Origin of the sequence: Candidatus Symbiopectobacterium sp. (genome assembly GCF_020054415.1) — a bacterium.
GTDB lineage: Bacteria > Pseudomonadota > Gammaproteobacteria > Enterobacterales > Enterobacteriaceae > Symbiopectobacterium.
Genome location: NZ_JAHWCO010000618.1, coordinates 1 through 4,065, shown reverse-complemented (window position 1 = coordinate 4,065; position 4,065 = coordinate 1). Strand labels below are relative to the sequence as shown.

Below are 4,065 nucleotides of genomic sequence, written 5' to 3'. Positions count from 1 at the left end.
TCCGTCCATGCAGCAATGGCTGATTCATCTAGCCATACGGTTAGAGAACCGCGCTGCTTGATGGCCTTGTTATAAGAGGGCCAGTTGGTGATTTTAAAATTTTGTTTTGCCATGGAGACCTGATTTTGAAACAACTGTGGTTATCTGCTCCGATGATTACCCAAAAGTTCTATTTATTCAACAAAGCCCCAAGCACCTTGTCATGAGTCACGACCACACGCTCTACGTGCAGATCCGTGCAGCGCGTGGAAAGCGACGTATCGACTTCATCGCCCATCACCAGACGTGCCTGATCCAAATCATGTCGGGCACCCACCAGATGCAGATAATCGCCCAATTGAATCAAGGTAGCGGGCGCGGGCACCATCAGCGTATCGCCGCGTTTCAGGCGGGAGCAGACATAGCATCGCTATTGAGCATCGGCACATCCTGAATGGCCAACCCCTGCAAGTTCGGGTTGTTCACATTGATGTTCATGGTTTGCAGCTGCTCATGGTGATGGCCGTTACTGTTATCAAATTGCCTGGCTTCCGCCTCAGCCATGATGCGAAACCCCACGCGCAGCAACCACATTACCAGCAAAATGCCACAGATGCCTAGCGGATAGGCCATCGCATAACCTGTGCCCATCAGGGTAACCTGCGCCGGATTAGAGCCTAAATCGGTCAGGATCTGCTGCCCTGTTCCCAGAGAGGGCGTGTTGGTCACCGCACCGGAGAAAATCCCCAGAATAATCGGCAACGGAACGGCAAACAGATTATGGATGATGGTGACAATACAGCCCAACAGCACGGTCAGTAGCGCGAAGCCGTTTAGCCGCAGGCCGGAAACGCGTAATGAAGAGAAGAAGCCGGGACCCACCTGAATACCGATGGTGTAGACAAACAGGAGCAGTCCAAACTTCTGAATGAAGTGCAGCATGTCGTTGTTGAGGGTGAACTGGAAGTCTTGGGCAAAATGCCCCACCACAATGTCACCGAACAGCACGCAGCCAATACCCAACCCAACGCCGTAGATACGCCAATTGCCTATCCACACAACCCCAATACTGCTACTAACGCCAGCATACTCACGGTCAGTGCGATATCACTCATAGCCGTATCCTTGTGCAGCCGTCTTTCGCTTGAAAATCAGTCTAGACCTACGCGACAAAAGCGCCACTGACAGGCAGTCTGGCAGAAGGGGAAGCGAGAATCCGTGCCTTTCAGCACAACTCCTTATGGGTGATAGGGAAATAAAAATCCCCGGCAAAACCGGGGATGGGTAACAGACTCACCGCGTTATTTTGCGGATTAAGCATCGCTGGCCGATTCAGGCGCGTGCGTCAACTCAGGGCGGTTGCCGCCAATGGCGATACGCTGCGGTTGCAGTTCTGCAGGTACTTCACGCACCAGATCAATATGCAGCAAACCGAGTTCAAATTTCGCCTCGGAGACAGACAGGTGCTCCGCCAGCGTAAAGCTCAGGGTGAACGGTTTAAACGCCAGCCCCTGATGCAGATATTCCACTTTCTTCTCCGGCAGCGTCGGCGTACCGCTTACCGTCAGACGTGGCCCTTCCACTTCGATCGCGAGTTCGCTTTGCTGAAACCCGGCCAAGGCCAGCGTGATACGATAGTGGTTGTCGTCTTTTTTCTCAATGTTGTAGGGAGGAAACTCAACGGCCTCCTGAGTGCCCTGCATTGAGCTGGCCAATTTGTCAAAACCGATCCACTGACGCAGCAGCGGTGATAAATCATAGTTACGCATAATGTGACTCCTTATTTGAAGCGAGAGTGTGCCTTCAGAGGAGCAGAAAGGCTCCACCGAATTCGCCCCCTAACGGCGGGCAGGCGTTAAAACTGGGTGCTAGTTTTACTTGATATCAATACGGCGCGGCTTCATCGTTTCCGGCACCACGCGCGCTAGGTCGATGTACAACAAGCCATGTTCCAGATTGGCAGCAGTAATTTGAATGTGCTCAGCCAGTTGGAACTTACGCTCAAAATTGCGCTCGGCAATGCCCTGATAGAGATAGTTACGTGTTACCGGCTCACCGCCGTGTGCGCCTTTCACAATCAGCAGATTGTCATGAGCGGTAATCTCCAGCTCATGCTCTGCAAAACCCGCGACAGCGATGGCAATGCGGTAATGGTTGTCATCCACCAGTTCAACATTGTAGGGAGGATACCCACCGTTACCCTGACTTTGTCCGGCTTCCAGCAGATTAAACAAACGATCGAAACCGATGGCGGAACGATACAGGGGAGAAAAATCGAAATTGCGCATTACAGCCTCCTAAACATTCAGCGAGGATTGATATGAGCCTTCTTTGATAGACAGGCCCCACACCCCATCGACTACCCTGTCGGCGTAGCGTCATAATCTGGGGCTACAATAAAGATGGGGACCGGGCTCAAACTTTCAAGACCGTGATCGAAGCAATTTTTCATTTTCCGAAAAATTTATCGGAAAATGAAGTACTACCACCACAGCACAAAACATGACATCTTACTTAGAGCCCGTTATACCGTGGCAAGGCCTGGCGTAAGCCGACCATTTCTCAATGGACAGCGATATGAAAGTACTGAGACGTACCGCACTCTCTTTGTTGATAGCAGGAAGCGGGTTGACGCTTACTGTCGGTTGTTCCAGCGTGATGGCGCACACCGGTCCCCATCAGGGTTACTATTCCGGCACGCGTGCCAATATGGACGCCCTGCACAGTGAAGATGCCAGTTGGGCCATGACGCCACTGGTGATCCTCGATATGCCGTTTTCTGCCGTTATGGATACCTTGCTGCTGCCTTATGACTATTCTCGCTCGGGCCAAGAAAAGCAGGACGATTCGTTACGCGCACGTATCCACCACGATGAACCACTCCCCATCATCCCCGCAAGTACCGTGCAATCCAGCACTGCGCATCCGTAGCCTGTTTGCCATACGGTCTCAAACAGACTGGTTTTTGACAGATATACCTTTATTTATCAGTATAATAGTGCCGTTATTTCAGGTGCATGTTGCCACCTGAACATCTATGGATGTGAAGTTAATGAAGCTAGACAGTCTTTCCCGCATGTTCCACGTCAGTAAAGAGGAATTTGTACCCCACTCGCTTCAAAAACCTAACCGCCTGAACCAACTCGATCAGATAGATAACGACGGTATTGAATTGGCACGTTACCAGCAAATTCCGATGCCCCCCGTGGGCACGGTCGCCTTTCGCCAAGCGACTCGTGTGAAAGGCGTGTGGCTTCACGCCTCTCAGAAAATGATTGCGCTTGGTGAGAAAGAAAAAGCGCTATGAAAGGTTTAATGGTAGGCATGGACAGGCCGTGTGGCGCGCATTTCCAGTTTACACAATTGGTTATCCCATAAAGGTTATACAATATAAAATATATATTTGTTAGGTTGAATTTCATTCGCTCATCTTTGTTTTTTTGATCTTCAACTAGGGGGTTTTATGTCATGGTTTACCCGTTTGTCTCGCTGGGGAGGCAACGCCATCCTGCTTTCAGGATGGCTGGGTGCCAGCGCGCACGCTGCCACCACGCCGCAGCGCGGCGGTGCACTGACGCTGATACTGTCCAGTGAGCCATCCACATTGGTTTCACTCGCGACCGTCGCTCAACCGGCGATTGCGGTCAGTAGCAAAGTCACGGAAGGGCTGCTGACCTACGATTACGATCTTAATCCACAGCCACAGTTGGCAACATCCTAGGATATCAGCCACGATGACAAAACCTATACTTTTCATTTGCGTCAGGGGGTAAAGTGGCACGACGGCTAGCCTTTTACTTCCGCTGATGTGGCCTATTCCATTCAGTTGCTGAAACAAATACACGGTCGTGTATTCAATATGTTGATTGCAGTGTGAAATGTCCGGTTTCGGACGTGGAATACAGTGGCTAAAGTTGATGTAAGATGCCCGTTTTGTGAACAGACATCTCCTGTGAAAAAACGCGGTTATGGCAAAAGTGGCCATCAGCGTTACCGTCGTCAGTCATGCAAACACGGATGGCTACAGGGCTTACAACGACGAACTTCCAAAAGTAAAACACATTGTTAGCAAGCTGTATACACAGC

Annotated in this window: 6 protein-coding genes and 3 pseudogenes; 5 read left to right on the top strand and 4 right to left on the bottom strand. The window is 50.8% G+C overall.

The window, feature by feature from the left end; genetic code table 11:
• The 4 genes and pseudogenes from QZ506_RS17990 to ibpA form a co-directional block, all read right to left on the bottom strand.
• A pseudogene (locus tag QZ506_RS17990) lies at positions 1-113 on the bottom strand (IS5/IS1182 family transposase); the annotation flags it as partial.
• A gap of 74 nt (positions 114-187) precedes the next feature.
• Positions 188-1,094 (bottom strand): annotated as a pseudogene (locus QZ506_RS17985) (transporter); the annotation flags it as partial.
• A 198-nt stretch (positions 1,095-1,292) separates the two neighbouring features.
• Positions 1,293-1,748: a small heat shock chaperone IbpB gene (gene ibpB / locus QZ506_RS17980; protein ID WP_291972972.1), complete on the bottom strand. Its 456-nt coding sequence runs from the start codon at positions 1,746-1,748 to the stop codon at positions 1,293-1,295.
• 105 nt (positions 1,749-1,853) lie between these two features.
• Positions 1,854-2,267, bottom strand: coding sequence for a small heat shock chaperone IbpA (gene ibpA, locus QZ506_RS17975; protein ID WP_291972971.1), 414 nt, complete (start codon positions 2,265-2,267; stop codon positions 1,854-1,856).
• A gap of 289 nt (positions 2,268-2,556) precedes the next feature.
• On the opposite strand from ibpA, the gene QZ506_RS17970 reads away from it, so the two are divergent.
• The 5 genes and pseudogenes from QZ506_RS17970 to QZ506_RS17955 form a co-directional block, all read left to right on the top strand.
• Positions 2,557-2,910, top strand: a complete 354-nt coding sequence (locus QZ506_RS17970) for a YceK/YidQ family lipoprotein (protein ID WP_291972970.1) — start codon at positions 2,557-2,559, stop codon at positions 2,908-2,910.
• 121 nt (positions 2,911-3,031) lie between these two features.
• Positions 3,032-3,286, top strand: coding sequence for a hypothetical protein (locus tag QZ506_RS17965; protein WP_291972969.1), 255 nt, complete (start codon positions 3,032-3,034; stop codon positions 3,284-3,286).
• A gap of 156 nt (positions 3,287-3,442) precedes the next feature.
• Entirely contained in the window at positions 3,443-3,700 is a 258-nt protein-coding gene (locus QZ506_RS17960; RefSeq protein ID WP_291972968.1) for a hypothetical protein, read from the top strand.
• 3 nt (positions 3,701-3,703) lie between these two features.
• On the top strand, positions 3,704-3,769 hold the full coding sequence (locus tag QZ506_RS21690; RefSeq protein WP_367273034.1) for an ABC transporter substrate-binding protein: 66 nt from the start codon (positions 3,704-3,706) through the stop codon (positions 3,767-3,769).
• A gap of 114 nt (positions 3,770-3,883) precedes the next feature.
• Positions 3,884-3,988, top strand: a pseudogene (locus QZ506_RS17955) (IS1 family transposase); the annotation flags it as partial.
• Positions 3,989-4,065 lie beyond the last annotated feature (77 nt).

Coding starts and splice junctions, on each gene's coding strand:
- ibpA (WP_291972971.1), bottom strand. CDS start 2,267: ATGCGCAATTTCGATTTTTCTCCCCTGTATCGTTCCGCCATCGGTTTC.
- QZ506_RS17960 (WP_291972968.1), top strand. CDS start 3,443: ATGTCATGGTTTACCCGTTTGTCTCGCTGGGGAGGCAACGCCATCCTG.
- ibpB (WP_291972972.1), bottom strand. CDS start 1,748: ATGCGTAACTATGATTTATCACCGCTGCTGCGTCAGTGGATCGGTTTT.
- QZ506_RS17965 (WP_291972969.1), top strand. CDS start 3,032: ATGAAGCTAGACAGTCTTTCCCGCATGTTCCACGTCAGTAAAGAGGAA.
- QZ506_RS17970 (WP_291972970.1), top strand. CDS start 2,557: ATGAAAGTACTGAGACGTACCGCACTCTCTTTGTTGATAGCAGGAAGC.